Below are 19,919 nucleotides of genomic sequence, written 5' to 3' on the forward strand. Positions count from 1 at the left end.
CGCTACCGATATAGGGCGCTTGACCACGGCTTCCAGCAATCAACCAGAACTTGGCGAGAATTCAGATAGCCTGTCCCTTCAGCAAGCGCGGCGTATCGCCTGAAAGACCGGCGGCCTGCTTGATGAAGAAGGATTTCAACGCCGGTACCCGGTCTACGAGCCCCAGACCAATATCGCGGATAGAGCGGATGGCCGGGTTGTCGTTGGAGAAAAGCTTGGTCAGGATGTCCGTCGTCACACCCATCTGCACGGTATCGAAGCGACGCCAGGACTGATAACGCTCCAGAGCGGCAAATGAACCGATGTCGAGGCCGAGGCGATCCGTTTCGACCACGACTTCGGCAATTGCGGCGGCATCCCGGAAGCCAAGATTGAGGCCCTGACCGGCAATGGGATGGATACGGTGCGCCGCATCGCCCACCAGCACCAAACGTGGCTTCACGAATTCACGTGCCAGCGTCAGGCCGAGCGGGAAGGCGCGGCGCGGGCCTTCGACATGCAGGACGCCGAGACGATGCCCGAAGCGCTGTTCCAGTTCAGCCTCGAATACGAAGTCGTCTTCGCGAATGAGGCGTTCGGCATCCGATGTGCGCTCGGTCCAGACCAGTGAGCTGCGATTACCCTTCAACGGAAGGATCGCAAATGGACCGGCTGGAAGAAAATGCTCATCAGCCCGGCCGCCATGCGGCAGTTCATGGGCGACATTGCACACGATGCCGGACTGGCCGTAATCCCAGTTGACGGTCTTGATGCCAGCAAGATCACGCAGGCGGGAGCGCGCACCATCTGCGGCGATCAGCAGGCGCGTTTCAAGCGTATCCCCATTGGAGAGGGTGACGGTTACTCCTTCAGGGAGAGTGTTGAAATTCTCAACACTGGTGGCTTCAAGGAAGACAATTCCGAGCGCTTCGGCCTTATTATGGAGGGCGGTGTTAAGGACACGGTTTTCCACCATATGGGCAAAAGGTTCGCCGGGTTCGACTTCACCTTCGAAAGTGAGAAAAACCGGGCGCACCGGATCGGAAGTGCGCGAATCGGTGATGACCATTTCCGTGATGGGCTGGGCTTCGGGAAGGATTTCCTGCCAGCAGCCGAGCTGGTCAAGCATACGTGATGCAGCCGCGGCAATCGAGGAAGCGCGCGGGTCGTTCTTCCAGGCACCAGCCGGTGCACCGTCGATCACGGTGACAGAAAGATGCGGTGCCGCCGATTTGATCGCAACTGCCGTGACGAGCCCGACATAGCCGCCGCCTGCAATCACCACATCGTTACTGCGTGCTGCTTCCTGCTTCTTCCGGGCGGCCATAGTCATTTCCTTTCGAGAATCTATCTCACGATAGCATTTCCAGCAAAAGTGCGAAGCGGTTTTGCGCCAGGCAAATGCTTAGAAACAAAGAGATAGTGCGGTTCCACGATTCTGGTTTGACTGGAACCGCTCTAGCGGTGTTTTGGCATATATCGTTGTCCAAGAAACCCGATATTTTGCCGCGGTGCATGTCGGAACGCGAACTGCCGAAGCGAGGTATCCGGGCCTCTGCCGATACAGCTTCTCCCGCACGGTTCTTGACAGGTTCCAATGCTCCGGCTCAAACAAGAACCCAAAGCATATATATGGTTGCAGGAGACAGGCTGTCCATGACCGATCAAGAAAAGTCCGCTGAGGCTCAAACTGACGCAATGCGTGAGCTTCTTTCCATCCTCGATCTGGAAACTCTTGAGGTGGATCTGTTCCGCGGCAACAGTCCACAGGTCGGCTGGCAGCGGGTTTTCGGCGGGCAGGTGATCGGGCAGGCGCTGATCGCAGCGCAGCGCACGGTTGAGCCCGAGCGACATGTCCACTCCCTGCATGCCTATTTCGTGCGGCCCGGCGATCCAGCGATCCCGATTGTCTATGAGGTGGACCGCATCCGCGACGGATCGAGCTTCAGCACACGGCGCGTTCTGGCAAAGCAGCATGGCAAGGCCATTTTTTCCCTTTCGGCTTCGTTTCAGGTGGATGAGGGTGGGCTCGATCACCAGCTTCCCATGCCGGAAGGACTACCGATGCCTGAGCAGCTTGTCGGCGATCGCGACATCAAGGAGCAATATCTCCATATGGCGCCGCCCAATGTGCGCAAATACTGGGAGCGGGAGCGACCTATCGAAATCAAGCCTGTCTCGCTGACCCATTATTTCTCGCGCGAGAAGCTTGAGCCTGTCCAGCATGTCTGGGTCAGAGCGCGCGGTATCGTGCCGGATGACCGGGCATTGCAGGCCGCCATTCTCGCCTATCTCTCCGATATGACGCTGCTCGATACGTCCCTGCATCCGCATGGCCGCACCATTTTCGACCGTGATCTGCAGGTTGCAAGCCTCGATCATGCCATGTGGTTTCATCGTCCATGCAGGCTGGATGACTGGTTGCTCTATACGCAGGACACCCCCAGCGCCTCCGGCGCGCGCGGTTTCAACCGGGGTGCGCTTTATACACGCGATGGCGTGCTGATCGCATCGGTCGCGCAGGAAGGGTTGATCCGCGTCCATGACAAAAAGAATTGATTATTTTTTAATCGCACATCAATCAGTCGATTAAAAATAAGGCATTTCGCTGCTGATTAGTAGAATGCTCGTGGTGCAAAAACCGAATCGAATGAATCACTTACGGCGTCATTCGATTCGAAATCGTAGCGGCACCACCTCTTCCATGGCCCGGAATTTCCGCATCCGGCGCACCGAATATCAGAAAATTTGCAGTTAATTTGCCAGCCAGGGCCAACTGGCACGATTTTTGTTTCTCTCTGTTTGAACCGGTCTTTCCAGCGCAGCCGCGTTTGAAGCCGCCCTTCGACGGAGAAATTCGATGCTCATAACAGGAAGAAACAAGCAAACGGCCCTTCTGGCTACCCTGCCTGCGCTCGTCGCCATGGCCGGGACGGCATTGGCACAGGACGCCGCACCGACACCAACCCTCGATACGGGCGATACGGCGTGGATGCTGACTTCAACCGCGCTTGTGTTGATGATGACTATACCGGGTCTCGCTCTGTTCTATGGCGGCATGGTGCGCAAGAAGAACGTGCTCTCCACGGTGATGCAGAGCTTCGCCATTACTTGTCTCATGTCCATTCTGTGGATGGTTGCAGGCTATTCGCTGGCCTTTACCGATGGTGGATCGCTCAACTCTTATATTGGCGGTCTTTCCAAGGCCTTTTTCTCCGGCGTCACGATGGAATCGCTGACGGGAACGATCCCCGAATATGTGTTCATCACCTTCCAGATGACTTTTGCGGTGATCACGCCCGCACTTATCGCCGGTTCGTTTGCCGAACGCATGAAGTTTTCCTCCATGCTTGTCTTCCTGACCCTCTGGCTGTTCATCGTCTATATCCCGGTCGCGCATTGGGTCTGGGGCGGCGGCTTCATGGCGTCGGATGGCGTGCTTGATTTTGCTGGCGGCACGGTCGTCCATATCAATGCCGGTGTGGCCGGTCTGGTTGCGGCTCTCATCATCGGCAAGCGCGATGGTTACGGCCACACCAATATGGCGCCGCACAATCTCGTGCTGTCGGTCATTGGTGCTGCCCTTCTGTGGGTTGGCTGGTTCGGCTTCAATGCCGGGTCCGCTGTCGGTGCCAATGCACTTGCTGGCGTCGCCATGCTCAATACGCAGGTTGCGACTGCTGGTGCAGCTCTGGCCTGGATGTTTGTGGAATGGGCGATTGCAGGCAAGCCGAGCGTGCTCGGTATCATTTCAGGCGCCGTTGCCGGCCTTGTTGCCGTTACGCCTGCCGCCGGTTTCGTCAACCCCATGGGTGCGCTCATCATCGGCATCGTGGCTGGTGCGGTCTGCTATGTGGCGGCCGTAAAGATCAAGCATGCTCTCGGTTATGACGATTCGCTCGATGCGTTCGGCGTCCATGGTGTCGGCGGCTTCGTCGGTGCGGTGCTGACCGGTCTCTTCGCCGATGCGGCGATCAACCCGGCCAGCGAAGGTGCAACCATCGGCAAGCAGTTCTTCGGTGCTGCCATCACGATTGTCTATACGGCGATCGCCACCGCGATCATTCTTTACGTGGTCAAGGCTGTCATGGGTCTGCGCCCCAGCAAACAGGCCGAGATCGAAGGCCTCGACATCGCTTTGCACGGCGAATCCGTTCAATAGAGCGGGATTGTCTCAAGAGGAAAAAGGCGCGGAAAACTGCGCCTTTTTCATTTTGTCGACAGGATTTATCTGCGGCCTGATGCATGGTTAATGAGGAATTAACCATCTCGCGACTAGGATCGGACCGATTCAATGTGCCCGGAGCATTTCCGCTCAGGGGCCAGCAAATATTTTCGGTTCGGGACAGGCTATATGCGGCAAGGATATTCGCCCTCATACCCGCTGCGTGACGAGCGGATTACGGAAGACAGGCTGAAACTGGCCAATCTCTTCCGCAGGCAGTTCTATATCCTGTTCGGATTGGGGCTTCTGGCGCTCACCGGCATGGCGGTCGGCGCATTGGCGACATGGAATGTTGCCGATCCGAGCTTCAGCCATGCGACCGACAATCCGGTAACGAATGCGCTGGGTTATCCGGGCGCAGTGTTCTCCGATATTGCCATGCAGTTTTTCGGTCTGGCGAGTGTTCCCGCTCTGCTTCCGCTCGCCGTCTGGTCGCTGCTGATGATGACACGCGGCGGCATTGGCCGCGTAGCCAAGCGCAGTTTCGCGTGGCTCGGCGCTGCACTCCTGTTTGCAGCCATCGCCAGCTGCTTCGCCGTGCCGGAAAGCTGGCCGATGCCGATTGGTCTCGGTGGCGTCTTCGGCGACATGATCCTGAAGTTCCCGGGTCTTTTCCTTGGCAGTTTCCCGCAAGGCGCGATCGCTTCAGGCATTGCGCTTATCCTCGCCGTACCGGCCTTCTGGCTCTGCCTTTTCGCCAGCGGTATCATTGGGCGCGGTGTGGGGATCGTCAATCCTGCACAGCCCTCGGGCCGCCGTGGCGCGGAGGAGGATGATTTCGCAGCAGATGACGAGGACGATGAAACATCAGCCGGTGGTGGTTTCCAGCTTATGGGCGCGCTCACCCATCTGGTACTGACCACGACCGCGAACTTCAAGCGCCTGACGGGGCTTGGCCGTCGTCGCCCGCGCGCGGAAGATTTCGACGATATGCGCGTTGTGCGCCGCAACGCCGAAACACGCAATGCGCCGCGCCGCGAACCCGGATTCGGGGCGCCAGCGGCTGCCGATGACGAACCGCCTTTCGATATGGACGATATGGATGATGATGCGCCGCTCGCCGGTCAGGAATGGCACGATGCGCCGCCGCCGCGTAGCCGAAAGGCTCGCGTGGAACAGGCCGCTCCGTCGCCGAAACCCGGTGCCCGCGCCCAGCGCGAGGCGCAGCCGTCCTTCCTCAAGGACAACGGCGTGTTTGAAATGCCATCGCTGCATTTCCTTGCCGAACCGAAGCTCGTCCAGCGCGATCCCGCGCTTTCCAAGGATGCGCTGGAACAGAACGCCCGTCTGTTGGAAGGTGTGCTGGAAGATTTCGGCGTGCGTGGTGAAATCATCAATGTGAAGCCTGGTCCGGTGGTGACACTTTACGAACTGGAGCCCGCACCGGGAATCAAGTCCTCGCGCGTCATCGGTCTTGCCGACGATATCGCCCGCTCGATGAGCGCGATTGCAGCACGCGTGGCCGTCATTCCCGGCCGTAACGCCATTGGCATCGAACTGCCGAACCCGAAGCGCGAGATGGTTTATCTGCGCGAGATGCTGGCAAGTCGCGACTTCGAACAGTCGAAGGCGAAACTCGCGCTTGCGCTCGGCAAGACCATCAATGGCGAGCCGGTGATCGCCGATATCGCGAAGATGCCGCACGTTCTCGTCGCCGGTACGACCGGTTCGGGTAAGTCGGTGGCGATCAACACCATGATCCTGTCCTTGCTTTATCGCATGACACCGCAGGAATGCCGCCTGATCATGATCGATCCGAAGATGCTGGAACTCTCGGTCTATGACGGCATTCCGCATCTGCTGACGCCTGTCGTAACCGATCCCAAGAAAGCCGTGGTCGCGCTCAAATGGACCGTGCGCGAAATGGAAGACCGTTATCGCAAGATGTCGAAGGTCGGCGTGCGCAATATTGACGGCTTTAATCAGCGCGTCGGCCTTGCGCAGAAAAAGGGTGAGCCGATTGCACGTACGGTCCAGACCGGCTTTGACCGCAATACCGGCGAGGCGATTTACGAGACGGAGGAGCTCGATCTGGAGCCGATGCCATATATCGTCGTGATTATCGACGAAATGGCCGACCTGATGATGGTTGCCGGCAAGGATATCGAAGGTGCAGTGCAGCGTCTGGCGCAGATGGCGCGTGCGGCGGGTATTCATGTCATCATGGCCACCCAGCGCCCGTCAGTGGATGTCATCACCGGAACGATCAAGGCCAACTTCCCGACCCGCATTTCATTCCAGGTGACGTCGAAGATCGATAGCCGAACCATTCTGGGCGAGCAGGGCGCCGAGCAGCTTCTCGGTCAGGGTGATATGCTCTTCATGGCTGGCGGTGGCCGCATCCAGCGCGTGCACGGGCCTTTCGTCGGTGACGACGAGGTGGAGCGCATCGTGCAGCATCTGAAGCTTCAGGGCGTGCCGGAATATCTCGATGCCATCACCGAGGATGACGAAGACGACGAAGGTGGCAGCGGTCCGGCTGGAACCGGCAATCTGGAGGATTCCGACGATCCTTACGATCAGGCCGTGGCCGTGGTGCTGCGTGACAAGAAGGCTTCGACTTCCTACATCCAGCGCCGTCTCGGTATTGGTTATAATCGGGCTGCCTCAATCATCGAACGCATGGAAGAGGAGGGCATTGTCGGTCCGGCCAACCATGCGGGCAAGCGTGAAATTTTGGTTCCCACTGGCGACGATGATTTCTGATGGCCATACTCGCGCCCAACTGGCGGTGTAGTTAAACAGAATGATGAAAAGAGAAAGTTTGTCGATGATGTTCTCCCGTTTCTCCGCCTTCGCGAAAGCTGGTCGCCTTGCCGCCGTGCTGGGAATGGGAGCGCTTGGGCTTGGCATGACGTCGCTGGTTCTCGCTCCCGTCGCCGCGATGGCGCAGGGGGCAGGCGGCGGTGCGGCGGCACAGCAGATCGCCGATCATTTTTCATCGGTACGTACAATGACCGGCGAGTTCGTACAGTTCGGCCCGAAGGGCGAACAGACGGGCGGCACTTTCTATATCGAGCGTCCGGGCAAGATTCGCTTCAACTACAATAATTCTCCAATCCGGGTGATTTCGGATGGCGAATCGGTTGTCATCAATAATCGCAAGCTCGATACCTGGGATCTCTATCCGCTTTCGAAGACGCCCTTGAAGCTTCTGCTGGCAGATCGGATTGATCTGGGTGGTGGCCGTCTTCAGAATGTGAAGCAGGAGCCGGACATGACCACGCTGGTCCTGGGCGACAAGTCGATCTTTGGCGATTCGAAAATCACCATGATGTTCGACCCTAAATCCTACGAGCTGAAGCAGTGGACCATCACCGATGCCCAGAAGCTTGATACCACTGTCATGATCTTCAACGTGCGCAGCGGCGTGCGTTTCACCGACGATATGTTCAAGATCGACTATCAGCGCATCGCAATGAAGCGCAAAGGTCAGTAATCGTCAGTTTGTGATAGGCAAGCCGTTTGCATTTGCCGGATAAATGATTAGGTTCGCAGCATCTTTTTCGTTGCTGCGAGTCCTATCTTCATGGCCTTTTCCGTTGCTACTTGGAACATCAATTCCGTTCGTCTGCGTATGCCGCTGGTCGAACAGTTTCTGCGCGATTATCAGCCGGATGTTCTGTGCCTTCAGGAAACGAAGTGCCCCGATAATCTGTTTCCGTCGAAAGGGTTCCGGGCTCTTGGCTATGAGCACATCGCGATCAGCGGTCAGAAGGGCTACCACGGCGTTGCTACGATATCGCGGCGTCCTCTGACGGGCGTGGAAAAGATCGGTTTCTGCGACATGGGCGATTGCCGCCATTTGAGCGCTGTCGTCGAGGCGGGCGGTAAGAAGCTCCGTATTCATAACTTTTACGTTCCTGCGGGCGGTGATGAGCCGGACCCGGTAATCAATCCGAAATTCGCGCATAAGCTGGCTTTTCTGGAAGAAATGCGCGCTATCGTCGCCGACCGGAAAGACGGACATTCTTCCGTTCTCGTTGGTGATCTCAACATTGCTCCGCTCGAAAACGACGTCTGGTCGCACAAGCAGTTGCTCAAGATCGTCAGCCATACGCCGATAGAAACCGAAACGCTGGAAGATTTGCGTGTGAAGGGTGGCTGGAGCGACCTGATGCGACAGCTTATTCCGGCGGACCAGAAAATCTTCACCTGGTGGAGCTATCGCGCCAAGGATTGGGCCGAATCGGATCGTGGCCGCAGGCTGGATCACGTCTGGGGTTCTGCCGATCTTGAAGGGCATATGCAGGGTCTGCAAATCCTTCGCGATGCGCGCGGTTGGGACCGCCCATCGGACCATGTGCCAGTCATTGCGACATTCGATCTGGATTGATCGGATCGTAAGGCCTATATAAGAGCCGGTTTAGAAGAGGAGAGAAGAACGATGGATCGGATTGCACTGTTTCAAATGACCAGTGTTTTCAACGTTTCCATGGTTCGCGATGTCTGCTCTTCTTACACTTCAGGATGTTTCCTGCGTTACGGCTGATGGCCGTACTCTCTTCGAATCCATTAATTTCAGCATAGCCGAGGGCCGCATCGGTCTGGTCGGGCGCAATGGTGTGGGTAAATCGACGCTGTTGCATGTGATGAATGGCGCGCTGCTTCCGACAAGCGGAAATGTGACGGTGAACGGGACCATCGGTGTTTTGCGGCAGAACGTCGGCGGCGATGGTTCCGAGACGCTGGCTGATCTTTTCGATGCGCGCACAGACTTCGACATTTTGGCCCGTGTCGAACAGGGCTTGGCCAGTGACAGCGATCTTAGTGAGGCCGACTGGCTTCTGCCGCAGCGCTTTACCGACGCGCTGCAGCGGCTTGGATTGCCTGATATGGCTTCCGAGATACTCCTGTCGACCTTGAGTGGAGGTCAGCAGACGCGCGCGGCGCTTGCAGCCCTCATATTTCGCCAGCCTGATCTCATTCTCTTGGACGAGCCGACAAATAATCTTGATCGTGCCGGTCGTTTGGCAGTTGTCGATTTGCTGACCGCCTGGCGCGGCGCAGCCGTGGTAGTCAGCCATGACCGCGAACTGTTGCAGTCCATGGATGCGATAGCAGAATTATCTCCGGACGGGCTTCGGCTCTATGGCGGCAACTGGGACTTCTATCACGCAAAAAAGACCGAAGAGCGCGCGACGGCGGTGCGCGATCTCGTAACGGCACGGCGTGAAGTCAAGCAGGTGGAGCGCAAGGCACAGGCTGCAGCCGAAAGACAGGCGCGCAGCGATGCGCGCGGTCGCAAATCACGCGCCGATGCAGGGATGAGCAAAATGCTGCTCGATGCCCGGGAGGACCGTGCGCAGCAATCGAAAGGCCGGGGCGATGCACTGGCGGAACGCCAGTCTAGCCGGGCCAACGAGCAGTTGCAGGAGGCGGAAGCAAAAGTCGAGCGAGTAAGGCCGATGCATTTCAATGTGGCTGGTGCGGTTCCGCCTTCCGGTCGCGTCATGCTCGATATGCAAAGTGTCTCGGGCGGGCCGCAAGCCGACTACCCGGTGATCCGCGACCTGTCATTGAAGATCGTGGGAGCCGAGCGTGTGGTTGTCGCAGGGCCGAATGGCGCAGGCAAGACCAGCCTGTTGCGGCTGATTACGGGGGAGCTTCAACCTTTGGCCGGAACCGTCATGCGCCCGGAGCGCATGGTGATGTTTGACCAGCAGATGAGCCTGATGGATCGCGGCCAGACCCTTTATGAAAATTATCGGCATCTCAATCCGGGGTCGAACGACAATGATGCCCGTGCAGCACTGGCGCGTTTTTCGTTTCGCGGCGAGGGGGCTTCACGGCTTGCCAGCAGTCTCAGTGGAGGCGAATTGTTGCGGGCGGCACTTGCCTGCGTTCTGGGTGGAACAGAGCTTCCCGAACTTTTGATCCTTGATGAACCGACCAATCATCTCGACCTGGATTCCATCGAGGCACTGGAAACCGCTCTCAATGCCTATGAGGGAGCATTGATCATCGTGAGCCACGATCAGGCTTTTCTCAATGCCATCGGAATGGAAAGGGTGATTGAACTCTGAAAAGGGTCAATCGCCATTCAGGCGCGGTGCGACTTTTTCGATTTCGCCGATCAGTTCCAGCAGATTGCGACTGACATGCGCATGGAGTGCCGCCGCCACTTCGGGATATTCTTCCAGAATGCGGCGGAAGATTGCGCGGCTGATGCGGATAACCTCGGTTTCCGCTTCGGCGACGGCACCGGTAAGACGCGAGGTCTGCGCGATCAACGCCATTTCGCCAATCATGGCGCCAGGGCCGACAGGGCGGATCGCAATCCGCCCTTCGTCTTGTTCATGAAACAGGGTGATATTGCCCGATACGACGATATAGGCGCAGTCGGCACTTTGCCCTTCACGGAAAAGCTCACGCCCGGCCCTGAGAACGAGACGTTCCGCACCGAAGGCAAGCAACCGCAACTGTTCGGGCGTAAAAGACTCGAACAGGCCTACCGTGCCGAGAATGCGAATATCGTCATCAAGCGCCATGGGTCGTCAATACACCTGCATCGGGCGCTGTCCATCATGGGACAAGCTTGTATCCCCCGCTTTCTGTGACCAGAAGCGCCGCATTGGACGGATCTTTTTCGATTTTCTGGCGCAGACGATAGACGTGGGTTTCCAGCGTATGCGTGGTCACACCTGAATTATAACCCCATACTTCTTCAAGAAGCACATCGCGGCCGATAACCTTGTCGCCGGCACGATAGAGATACTTGATGATCGCCGCTTCCTTTTCGGTGAGGCGAATCTTGCTGCCCTTCTCGTCGATGAGGAGTTTCTGGCCGGGCTTGAACGTATAAGGGCCGACGATGAAGGTCGCGTCCTCGCTCTGCTCGTGCTGACGCAGCTGCGCGCGCACGCGCGCCAGAAGCACCGCGAATTTGAACGGCTTGGTGACGTAATCATTGGCGCCCGATTCGAGGCCGAGAATCGTATCCGATTCCGTATCGTGGCCGGTGAGCATGATGATCGGCGCCTTGAAACCGCCCTTGCGCAGCAATTTTACGGCTTCACGTCCATCCATATCCGGCAGCCCGACATCCATGATCAGGAGGTCTACAATGCCGTTTCGTGCAGTCTGGATGCCCTTGGTGGCATTGTCTTCCTGCAAAATCTGGAATTCTTCGCACAGCTCCAGCTGTTCGACGAGGATAGAACGGAGATCTTCGTCATCGTCCACAATCAGTATCGTACGGCCTGTCATGCCTGTCCTCGTTACTCTTTGATTTAAATGGCTCTTGGTGTTTTATGACATTTAATGGAGACAAGTTGAAGCGGCGAAACGCGAAAGAGATTTTTGCTCTCGCCGACAACGGTTTGAAACATGCATGACACGGAGGCGGGGGCTTGGCCAGATACGAAATTAGCCGAGGAATTGGCATTATCGATGTGCGGGCCAAACCGGGCCACAAGACTCGCGGTTTGCTTGTTGCCGGCAATCTGGTGCTGGAATGCGCTCTTGGCAAGGGGGGAATCAGCGCTTTCAAGCGCGAAGGTGACGGAGCAACGCCTCTGGCGACCATGCGGCTGCTCTATGGATACCGCCGCGGCGACAAGGGTGTGCTGCCGTCATCGCGGTTGCCGCTCGGGCGCATCCGCCGTCTGGATGGCTGGTGCGATGCATCGTCTGACGCCAATTACAACCGCCCGGTAAGGCTGCCTTATGCGGCAAGCCACGAGGATATGTGGCGGCGTGATGATCTTTATGATGTCTGCATTGTCATGGACTGGAATATTGCGCCACGCCGTCGCGGATGCGGCAGTGCAATCTTCTTTCACCTTGCCCGACCCGGCTATACGCCCACAGAAGGCTGCATAGCATTGAGGCGCGCCGACATGGCGCGCCTCCTGCCTCATCTGACGGACCGAACCATGATCCGTGTCCTGAGATAATCGTCTCAGTGTGCGGCGGCAGCAGCGACGACCCTGACTTCATTGCCTTTGGCATCGTAGAGCTTGCCGTTCAGGAAATAATCTCCGTCATGCAGCTCCGAGATGTTGTGATGGCGGATGATGCGTTCCGTACCTTCCGCGAAAACTGACATCTGGTTGCTGTTGCCCAATTTGATTTCATTGAACATCAGGTTGAGCGCAATGGCCATCAACGCTGCCGAGCTGATGCCGGAGTGGAAGATGGTTTCGAACCAGGTTGGAAAGTTATGATAGAACTGGGGTGCGGCGATCGGGATCATACCGAAGCCGATCGAGGTTGCCACGATGATGAGATTGATATTGTTCTCGTAGTCCACTTTGGCGAGTGTGCGGATGCCGCTTGCAGCCACCGTGCCGAACAGGACGATACCCGCTCCACCCAGAACTGCCGGAGGAACGCAGGCGATCACCCGACCCATCACCGGCAGGAGGCCGAGGGTGATAAGGATCAGCCCGCCAGTTGCCACGACATAACGGCTCTTCACGCCTGTCACAGCGACAAGGCCGACATTCTGTGCGAAGGCGCTTTGCGTAAAGGAACCGACAACCGGCGACAGGATGCTTGAAAGCATATCCGCGCGCAGGCCGTTGGCGAGACGTCGCGAATCCACTTTCGTACCGAGGATTTCACCGACCGCCAGAATATCGGCAGAAGTCTCGACGAGCGTGACCATGATCACAATGAACATAGAGAGCGTTGCGGCGAGGCTGAATACCGGCATGCCGAAGTGGAAGATTTCCGGCAGCGCCACCATTGAACCTTCGCTCACCCGCGAAAAATCGGTCATGCCGAGCGCCCAGGCGATAAAGGTTCCGATGACCATCGCGAGCAGGATCGAAAGTCGCGAAATCGTGGCATTGCCCATCTTGCTGAGAATGAGCACGATGACCAGTGTGAGGCCTGCAAGCCCGATATTGGCCATGCTGCCGAATTCGGGGCTGTTGCTGTCTCCGCCCATTGCCCAGCGCGCCGCAACAGGCATCAGCGTCAGGCCGATGGTGGTGATGACGATACCGGTGACGAGCGGCGGAAAGAAACGCGTGATGCGTGAGAATATTGGCGTGATGATAAGGCCGATGACGGCTGCCGCAATGACGGCCCCCAGCACGACCTGCAAGCCGGCTTCACCGGTCTGGCTCGATGTGACGATGGCTACCATGGTGGCGACGCCCGAAAAAGAGACGCCCTGGACCAGAGGCAGCTGGCAGCCGAAAAAAGGTATGCCGACGGTTTGCAGGACGGTGGCAACGCCACCGGCAAAAAGCGATGCGGTGATCAAGAGGCCGATTTCGGTTGGGCTGAGACCAGCCGCCTGACCGATGATCAGCGGAACTGCCACGATGCCCCCATACATGGTCAGCACATGCTGAAAACCATATGCCAGATTGGCAGCGACAGATAGTTTTTCATCTTCGGGACGCGAAAGCGTATCCGCCCCGGACTGGTGCGTATTCAATGCTACTCCCTCCCAGCAGGCGCGAATATATCGCCAGCCTGCTCTCTCCGTTCTCCCTGCGCTGGATCGTCATGACGGCATGTCTTTCGACACCGAACTGACGAAGAAATGCGCGATGTCTCCTCCAAAGACATGTCGCAGGAGTATAACCGCAGCCGTCCGGATGACTGTGTCTCTTTTGCTTGAAATTGTTTTCGATACGGGAGTGCTAATGTTGAGGGAGTTTTTCAGCTGTCGGTTTTGGTGCGCGCGTCTCTCATCGCATCGCGCAGCACAGCGAAAACGTATGGCTCCAGCGATTGCGCAACGTTGAAGCGCAGGAAACGGCTGGCCGTATGTGACGGACTGAAGACGTTGCCGGGCGCAAGCACGACGCCTTTGTCCAGAGCATGCCGCGCAATCTGGCCGGAGTCCAGCCCAGCGGGCAATTCGGCCCATAGAAACATGCCGCCTTGCGGCTCGGTCCACAGCGTGAGGCCCTCTGCCTTCAGGCGGCTGGCGATGAGTGTCATCGCATCGGCCAGTTTGGCGCGCAGGCTGTCCACGTGGCGGCGATAGGCACCATCGGTCAAGAGCGCATGCACAATCTGTTGCGACAACACATTGCCCCCGAAGCTGGTGGCGAGCTTCAGGTCGGTCAGCCCGTCGATCCAGTCGCGACGTCCGGCGATATAGCCGACGCGGGCTGCGGCGGACAGCGTCTTGGAGAAACTGCCAACATGCAGGACGCGGTCGAACCCGTCCAGTTCGGCAAGAAGCGGGGTAGGCGAGGGGTGGAAGTCGCCGAAGATATTGTCTTCGACCAGCGTGACGCCATGCGCTTCGGCGAGCTTCAGCAGCCGGTGGGCCGTGGCTGGCGTCATCGAACCGCCGGTCGGGTTATGCAATCCGGCATTGGATATATAGAGTTTCGGAGCGTGTTCGCTGGCTGCTCTCGCAAAGGCTTCGAGGTCCGGGCCGGTATGGGTATAGGGCACCCCGACCAGTTTTACACGGTGTGTCAGAAGCACGGCCTGAAAGTTGAAGTAGCAGGGATCATCGACCAGAACCGTATCGCCCGGTTGCAACAGATAACGGCAGATCAGGTCGATGGCCTGCGTGCCGGAATCGGCCAGCAATATTTCTCCGCTCGAAACGTCGATGCCTTGTTCACCGAGTCGGTGAGCAAGGTGCTGGCGCAGGGGGCGGAACCCGAGCGGTTCGCCATAGGTGGCAATATCGCTCCCCTCGTCGCGAGCAACCGCGCGCATCGCCCGGCGGATCGCTTCCTGTGGAAGCCACGTGTCGGGTAGCCATCCGCACCCCGGTTTAAGTGCAGTGTCGTCTGCCTCAAGTGACTGTCGCATGACCCAGAAAGGATCGATCTGGCGTTCCTTGTGCGGTGTGTTGGTGGCCAGCGAAAATGGCTGGCGAGCGCGCTCCGAAACATAGAAACCGGCACCGCGGCGCGACTGGATTATGCCTTCCGCCACCAGCCTGTCATAGGCTTCGACGACAGTGGATTTCGAGACATTCATCGCTTCGGCGAGGCGACGGATGGAAGGTAGTCGTGCACCCGGCGCAAGGCTCATCGCCGTAATGCGTCCGCGAATAATGCCCATCACCTTTTCAACGAGCGGGGTCCTGTCGGCGGTGGCGTTTTCATCGCCACGCTCGATTTCTCCGCTTGCGTAAGCGGCTTCTACAGCTTCGAGGCTGCGCAGAAGGCCCGTCGAAATCATCTGTACTATCCCTTGTACCAGTACAGTTTGCCAGAATTGTCCCGAAACTGTCTCTGATTATTCGGGCAGTTCCACGGCATTGTCTCACGAATCCTTATACGATTTTAGAGAAAGTCGAAAAGACACTATGCGTGAGAATGTTGGGAATAAGACCGCCGGATGGGTCAACGGGTTTTGGGGCGTATTGATTTTTTCCGGCTCGCTGCCGGCAACGCGGCTGGCGGTGATCGATATCGATCCGACGTTTCTGACAATGGCGCGAGCGTCTATCGCTGGACTGCTTGGCATGGCGCTTCTGCTGGCGTTTCGGGAACCTTTTCCCCGCCGGAACGATGCCATCTCGTTGATTGTGGTGGCGCTTGGCGTGGTCGTCGGTTTCCCGCTTCTGACGGGGCTTGCCCTTCAGCACATGACATCTGCCCATGCGATTGTCTTTATCGGACTGCTGCCGCTCGCCACGGCAATCTTCGCTGTCCTGCGCGGTGGTGAGCATCCGCGCCCGATGTTCTGGCTGTTTTCAGTGGTTGGAAGCCTCATTGTCGCTTCCTATGCCTATGGGCAGGGAAGCCAGTCCACGCTTCTGGGTGACGTGCTGATGCTCGCTGCCGTTATCGTCTGCGGTCTGGGCTATGCCGAAGGCGCGCAGCTTTCGCGCAGGCTCGGCGGCTGGCAGGTTATCTGCTGGGCGCTGGTGTTCTCGCTGCCGGTCATGCTGCCGCTGAGTGTCTTGACGCGTCCGGAGACATGGGCAGGCATCGGCACGCCAGCCTGGATAAGCCTCGGCTATGTCTCGCTGTTTTCGATGCTGATCGGCTTCTTCTTCTGGTATCGCGGCCTTGCGCAGGGCGGTGCCGCCACTGTCGGCCAGTTACAGCTTCTCCAGCCTTTCTTTGGCCTTATGCTGGCTGCCGGTATTGCGGGGGAACCCGTCAGTATGGGTATGGTTGCGACGGCAGCGGTGGTCGTCGTGTGTGTGGCGGGTGCGAAGAAATTTGCTTAAATAAACGCCCAGACGGTCGTTCGCTTCACTTCAGCGTCTTCAAGGGCGCGGGTAACAGGCACGGTATAGACGGCAAGTTGTTGCAGCCGGTCTTTCGGGAGATAGGCGCGTCCCGGATCGCCGACGACGATACGGGCGCCACGTTCGGCAAGTTTTGCAAACCAGGGAATGAGCCGCTCGGCGAGCGGCTTTTCATAAAAGACATCGCCTGCCAGGATCACATCCCAACCACCGTCATTGCCGATGAGGTCATCCAGAGAGGGAGCAACCGACACTCCATTGGCCGATGCATTGATCTCGATGGCGGGAAGCGCGAAGGGATCGATGTCCGATGCCAGCACGCTTGATGCCCCTGCCTGCATGGCGGCAATGGCGACAAGGCCGGAACCGGATGCAAAATCGAGTACCGTCTTGTCTTTCACCGTTTCTGGATGATCAAGGATATAGCGTGCCACACCCTGACCACCAGCCCAGGCGAAAGCCCAGAAGGGCGGTGGCAGGCCGATTGTAGCAAGCTCTTCCTCGGTCTTGTGCCAGAGGTCGTGCGCTTCATCGGCCAGATGCAGACGAATTTCCGGCACGTGCGGCGGCGCTTGCAGGCTGGTATTGGCCAGAATGAAATCACGCGCGCTTTTATGTGCCGGATCGAGCATCAGAGCATGTCTCCCTAAAGCGGGAACCGGTTTGGGGATGCAGACATGCTCATGCCAAAGCGCTCTTTGCGTCCAGTCCGCCCATGCGGCAGACTTCGATCCATTCATCTTCCGTCACTGGCTGCACCGAAAGACGCATCGAGGTGACGAGCGCCATCTTCTCTAGCTTCGGATTGGCTTTCACATCTTTCAGCGTTACCGGCTTCGGCATGTCGCGCACAGCTCTGATATCCACGCATTCCCAGCGCGGATCGTCCGTCGTACTGTCATGATGCGCCAGCGCACAGACCTCGACGATGCCGACGACTTCCAGCCCTTCGTTGGAATGATAGAAGAAGCCTTTGTCGCCCAGTTTCATGGCACGCATGTTGTTGCGCGCCAGATAATTGCGCACACCGTCCCATTGCTCGCCTTTTTCGCCACGGGCTTTCTGCATTTCCCATGACCATTTGAACGGTTCGGATTTGAACAGCCAGTAAGCCATCAGTCATGAGCCTCAAGCGTTGGCGGGATTGTTGATCGCCCAATTCCACGGACGCACGGTTACGTTCTGAAACAGGCCTGCCAGTGCGTAAGGATCGTTGGCAGCGATCTTTTCTGCTGCGGCCTTGTCGGCAGCTTCGACAACGACCAGACTGCCGTTTGGCTTGCCGTCTTCACCGAGGAAGGGGCCTGCGAACTTCAGCCCGTCACCAAGACCCTTGAGATAGTCGAGATGTGCAGGGCGCGTATCGAGGCGCACTTGCAGATGGTCCGGCTTGTCGTTGCACAGAAGAGCAAAAAGCATTGTCAATTATCCTTTCCGTTCGAGCATGATCTTGTCCGAAAACCGGTTCCCACCTTCGGGATCACGCTCTAGTCCTCGGTTTTGAGTGGTCGGTTGAGCAGAGCCGTCACGGCTTCGTCAATGGTGATGGTGCCGTCAAGCAGTGCTCCCGTCGCATCGATGATGGGTGCGGAGATAGCATGTTTGCGGCATAGTTCGGCGGCAATCGGTGCGGTCGCTACGCCTTCGGCAAGCGGGCGATTGGTCAGATCCTCGCCGCGTCCGAGTGCCAGCCCGTAGGAGTAATTGCGTGACTGTGACGAAGAGCAGGTCAGCATCAGATCGCCGAGACCGGAAAGCCCCATGATGGTTTCGGGTCTGGCACCCATGGCCTGACCGATGCGGCGGAGTTCCGCAAACCCGCGCGTGACGAGAGCAGCCTGTGCGCTTGCGCCGAACCCGCGCCCGACGGCAGCACCGGCGGCAATAGCGAGGACATTCTTCAGGGCACCGCCGATTTCGACCCCTTTTAGATCGGTTGTCGAATAGCATCGGAAGGCTGGACCGGACAGAAGTGCTGCGAGCCGATCGGCAATTGCTGCTTCCTCGCAGGCAACCGTCACAGCGGTCGGAAGCCCTCTGGCGACGTCTGTTGCAAAACTCGGACCGGATAGCGCTGCGATCCGATGGTTCGGCAGAACTTCGGCTACGATTTCCGACATCAGCCGTCCGGTGCTGCGTTCGATCCCTTTCGCGCAGAGCACGACGGGTGCGGTTTGCGGAATAAGACTGCTCAACTGCGAAAGCCCGGCGCGCATGGCCTGCGCGGGAATGACGGCCAGAACGGCATCCGCATGTTCGGCGGCAGCAGCCACGTCCGTGCTTGCATTTATAGCGCCGGGAAGGTCGATCTCGCCCAGATAGCGCGGATTGCGGTGTGTCCGGTTGATGGCTTCGACCATCGCCTCGTCGCGGGCATAAAGCCATGTATCATGGCCGCGGCTGCATGCCATAGCCGCAAGGGCCGTGCCCCAGGCACCACCACCCAGAATAGCAATCTTGCTAGTCTTTTCGCTCATGCCTTGGCTCCACGTCGTCCGGTTCCGATCAGCGGAGCCGACTTCTCGTCAAGCGGCCAGCGCGAGCGCGGTGCAAGATCGAGCGAATCAGGAGCTTCCGTTGCGGCCCGTTCGGCACCGGCCCAGGCAATCATTGCAGCATTGTCGGTGCATAGATCGAGCGGCGGAGCGATGAAGCTGAAACCGTGCCGGGCGCAAAGAGTTTCGAGCGCGGCGCGCAAGGTCTTGTTGGCCGCGACCCCGCCCGCAACGACAAGCGCCGGTGTTTCGCAATCGGGAAATTCGTTTCTGAAACGTTCAAGTGACCGGCCCACCCGGTCGGACAGCGTGTCGGCGACTGCAGTCTGGAAAGAGGCGCAAATATCGGCCACGTCCTGCACCGACAATGGAACCAGTTCTGTTGCCGTCTGGCGCACTGCCGTCTTGAGACCGGAAAAGGAAAAATCGAGCCGTGCTTCGCCCTTCAGCGGTCGCGGCAGGGCGAATCGCTTCGGATTGCCCTGAAGCGCCATACGTTCGACTGCCGGACCGCCCGGATAAGGCAGACCCAAAAGCTTTGCCGTTTTGTCGAAGGCTTCGCCCAGCGCGTCGTCAATAGTGGTGCCGAGGCGTTCGTAGTCGCCAATACCGCGTATCAGCACCATCTGCGTATGACCGCCGGAAACGAGCAGCAACAGATAAGGAAACGGCAGGCTGTCGGTCAGACGCGCCGTCAATGCATGGCCTTCCAGATGGTTGACGGCATAAAACGGCTTCTGTGCCGCCATGGCCAGTGCCTTGGCGGTCATCAGCCCGACGATCAGTCCGCCGATCAGCCCCGGTCCTGCCGTGGCGGCCACCGCATCGACATCGGCAAGCTTCATGTCGGCATCTTCGAGCGCGCGCGCAACCAGCCGGTCCAGCGCTTCGACATGGGCGCGTGCGGCAATCTCCGGCACCACACCGCCATAGGGTTCGTGCTCGGCGATCTGGCTCAAAACCACATTGGACAGAATCCGTCCTTCACCTTGATCGTCACGTTCGACGATTGCGGCGGCTGTTTCGTCGCAACTTGTTTCTATTCCAAGAATGCGCATTTGCGGTTAGACCCTGCCTGTCTCAT

The 19,919-nt window shown here is 58.2% G+C and carries 18 protein-coding genes; 8 read left to right on the forward strand and 10 right to left on the reverse strand.

What is annotated here, in order from left to right:
- Nucleotides 1-61 precede the first annotated feature (61 nt).
- A complete protein-coding gene (locus AC1RHM_RS19210; RefSeq protein ID WP_010657569.1) occupies nt 62-1,306 on the reverse strand; it encodes a ubiquinone biosynthesis hydroxylase in 1,245 nt (414 codons plus the stop codon).
- Nucleotides 1,307-1,635: 329 nt separating this feature from the next.
- Here AC1RHM_RS19210 and tesB point away from each other — a divergent pair, with 329 nt between their 5' ends.
- The 6 genes from tesB to AC1RHM_RS19240 all read left to right on the forward strand — a co-directional run bounded on the left by tesB (nt 1,636) and on the right by AC1RHM_RS19240 (nt 10,230).
- Complete coding sequence (tesB, locus tag AC1RHM_RS19215) at nt 1,636-2,538, forward strand: acyl-CoA thioesterase II (RefSeq protein WP_010657568.1); 903 nt, start codon at nt 1,636-1,638, stop codon at nt 2,536-2,538.
- A gap of 301 nt (nt 2,539-2,839) precedes the next feature.
- The gene (locus AC1RHM_RS19220; protein ID WP_010657567.1) at nt 2,840-4,141 is read left to right on the forward strand and encodes an ammonium transporter; all 1,302 of its coding nucleotides are present in this window, start codon (nt 2,840-2,842) and stop codon (nt 4,139-4,141) included.
- Between the two features lie 192 nt (nt 4,142-4,333).
- Nucleotides 4,334-6,910: a DNA translocase FtsK gene (locus tag AC1RHM_RS19225; protein WP_010657566.1), complete on the forward strand. Its 2,577-nt coding sequence runs from the start codon at nt 4,334-4,336 to the stop codon at nt 6,908-6,910.
- 64 nt (nt 6,911-6,974) lie between these two features.
- Nucleotides 6,975-7,643, forward strand: a complete 669-nt coding sequence (locus tag AC1RHM_RS19230; RefSeq protein ID WP_029375810.1) for an outer membrane lipoprotein carrier protein LolA — start codon at nt 6,975-6,977, stop codon at nt 7,641-7,643.
- Between the two features lie 90 nt (nt 7,644-7,733).
- Nucleotides 7,734-8,540 (forward strand): exodeoxyribonuclease III, encoded by an 807-nt coding sequence (locus AC1RHM_RS19235; RefSeq protein WP_010657564.1) that lies wholly within the window; start codon nt 7,734-7,736, stop codon nt 8,538-8,540.
- 109 nt (nt 8,541-8,649) lie between these two features.
- Nucleotides 8,650-10,230, forward strand: coding sequence for an ABC-F family ATP-binding cassette domain-containing protein (locus tag AC1RHM_RS19240; protein ID WP_029375809.1), 1,581 nt, complete (start codon nt 8,650-8,652; stop codon nt 10,228-10,230).
- Between the two features lie 6 nt (nt 10,231-10,236).
- Here the strand turns inward: AC1RHM_RS19240 and AC1RHM_RS19245 are convergent, their stop codons facing one another.
- Both AC1RHM_RS19245 and optR read right to left on the reverse strand, forming a co-directional pair.
- Complete coding sequence (locus AC1RHM_RS19245) at nt 10,237-10,695, reverse strand: cyclic nucleotide-binding domain-containing protein (RefSeq protein ID WP_010657562.1); 459 nt, start codon at nt 10,693-10,695, stop codon at nt 10,237-10,239.
- A 34-nt stretch (nt 10,696-10,729) separates the two neighbouring features.
- A complete protein-coding gene (optR, locus tag AC1RHM_RS19250; protein ID WP_006467959.1) occupies nt 10,730-11,413 on the reverse strand; it encodes a response regulator OptR in 684 nt (227 codons plus the stop codon).
- A gap of 143 nt (nt 11,414-11,556) precedes the next feature.
- Here optR and AC1RHM_RS19255 point away from each other — a divergent pair, with 143 nt between their 5' ends.
- Entirely contained in the window at nt 11,557-12,102 is a 546-nt protein-coding gene (locus AC1RHM_RS19255; protein ID WP_029375808.1) for a L,D-transpeptidase family protein, read from the forward strand.
- 5 nt (nt 12,103-12,107) lie between these two features.
- On the opposite strand, the gene AC1RHM_RS19260 is transcribed toward AC1RHM_RS19255, so the two are convergent.
- A complete protein-coding gene (locus tag AC1RHM_RS19260) occupies nt 12,108-13,598 on the reverse strand; it encodes a nucleobase:cation symporter-2 family protein (protein WP_010657560.1) in 1,491 nt (496 codons plus the stop codon).
- Between the two features lie 227 nt (nt 13,599-13,825).
- Nucleotides 13,826-15,319: an aminotransferase-like domain-containing protein gene (locus AC1RHM_RS19265; RefSeq protein WP_010657559.1), complete on the reverse strand. Its 1,494-nt coding sequence runs from the start codon at nt 15,317-15,319 to the stop codon at nt 13,826-13,828.
- Nucleotides 15,320-15,446: 127 nt separating this feature from the next.
- On the opposite strand from AC1RHM_RS19265, the gene AC1RHM_RS19270 reads away from it, so the two are divergent.
- Complete coding sequence (locus AC1RHM_RS19270; RefSeq protein ID WP_151607515.1) at nt 15,447-16,319, forward strand: DMT family transporter; 873 nt, start codon at nt 15,447-15,449, stop codon at nt 16,317-16,319.
- Here AC1RHM_RS19270 and AC1RHM_RS19275 read toward each other — a convergent pair.
- From AC1RHM_RS19275 to tsaD, 5 genes are all read right to left on the reverse strand, one after another.
- The gene (locus AC1RHM_RS19275) at nt 16,316-16,972 is read right to left on the reverse strand and encodes a class I SAM-dependent methyltransferase (protein ID WP_010657557.1); all 657 of its coding nucleotides are present in this window, start codon (nt 16,970-16,972) and stop codon (nt 16,316-16,318) included. The two genes, AC1RHM_RS19270 and AC1RHM_RS19275, sit on opposite strands and share 4 nt — an antisense overlap.
- Before the next feature lie 49 nt (nt 16,973-17,021).
- Nucleotides 17,022-17,456 carry an EVE domain-containing protein gene (locus tag AC1RHM_RS19280; protein WP_010657556.1) on the reverse strand — a complete coding sequence of 145 codons (435 nt, stop codon included), beginning with the start codon at nt 17,454-17,456 and terminating at the stop codon, nt 17,022-17,024.
- A 12-nt stretch (nt 17,457-17,468) separates the two neighbouring features.
- Nucleotides 17,469-17,759, reverse strand: coding sequence for a YciI-like protein (locus tag AC1RHM_RS19285; RefSeq protein ID WP_010657555.1), 291 nt, complete (start codon nt 17,757-17,759; stop codon nt 17,469-17,471).
- 68 nt (nt 17,760-17,827) lie between these two features.
- Complete coding sequence (locus tag AC1RHM_RS19290; RefSeq protein ID WP_010657554.1) at nt 17,828-18,817, reverse strand: NAD(P)H-dependent glycerol-3-phosphate dehydrogenase; 990 nt, start codon at nt 18,815-18,817, stop codon at nt 17,828-17,830.
- Nucleotides 18,814-19,893 carry a tRNA (adenosine(37)-N6)-threonylcarbamoyltransferase complex transferase subunit TsaD gene (gene tsaD, locus AC1RHM_RS19295; RefSeq protein ID WP_010657553.1) on the reverse strand — a complete coding sequence of 360 codons (1,080 nt, stop codon included), beginning with the start codon at nt 19,891-19,893 and terminating at the stop codon, nt 18,814-18,816. Before tsaD ends, AC1RHM_RS19290 begins: the two co-directional genes overlap by 4 nt.
- Nucleotides 19,894-19,919: the final 26 nt, after the last annotated feature.

It is taken from the genome of Brucella sp. GW823-FHT04E01, assembly GCF_058796175.1.